At 68.3% G+C, this 287-nt stretch carries 1 protein-coding gene; it reads left to right on the top strand.

The features are described 5' to 3' along the window. Nucleotides 1-287: tRNA-dihydrouridine synthase (locus tag EN874_RS33255; RefSeq protein ID WP_189396766.1), on the top strand; the 287-nt coding region annotated here is incomplete at both ends.

Here is a 287-nt window from a genome sequence, read left to right as displayed (position 1 = left end):
GGCGAACTGGCCAAGGGCCGGGCAGGCTGCGACCTGCGCATCCGTCATTCCGGCCTGCCTGTGCATATGGTGCAGCTTGCCGGCCGCGAGGCCGCGCACATGGCTGAAGGCGCGCGAATCGCGGCGGGCGAGGGCGCCGACATCATCGACATCAACATGGGCTGTCCGGCGAAGAAGGTGACCGGCGGCTATGCCGGTTCGGCGCTGATGCGCGATCTCGACCATGCGCTATCGCTGATCGAGGCGGTCGTCGGCGCCGTTTCGGTGCCGGTGACCGTCAAGATGCG

It is taken from the genome of Mesorhizobium sp. M1D.F.Ca.ET.231.01.1.1 (assembly GCF_003999155.2).
GTDB lineage: Bacteria > Pseudomonadota > Alphaproteobacteria > Rhizobiales > Rhizobiaceae > Mesorhizobium.
The sequence above is the reverse complement of the archived record's forward strand: the minus strand, read 5'-3'. Positions and strand labels throughout refer to the sequence as shown.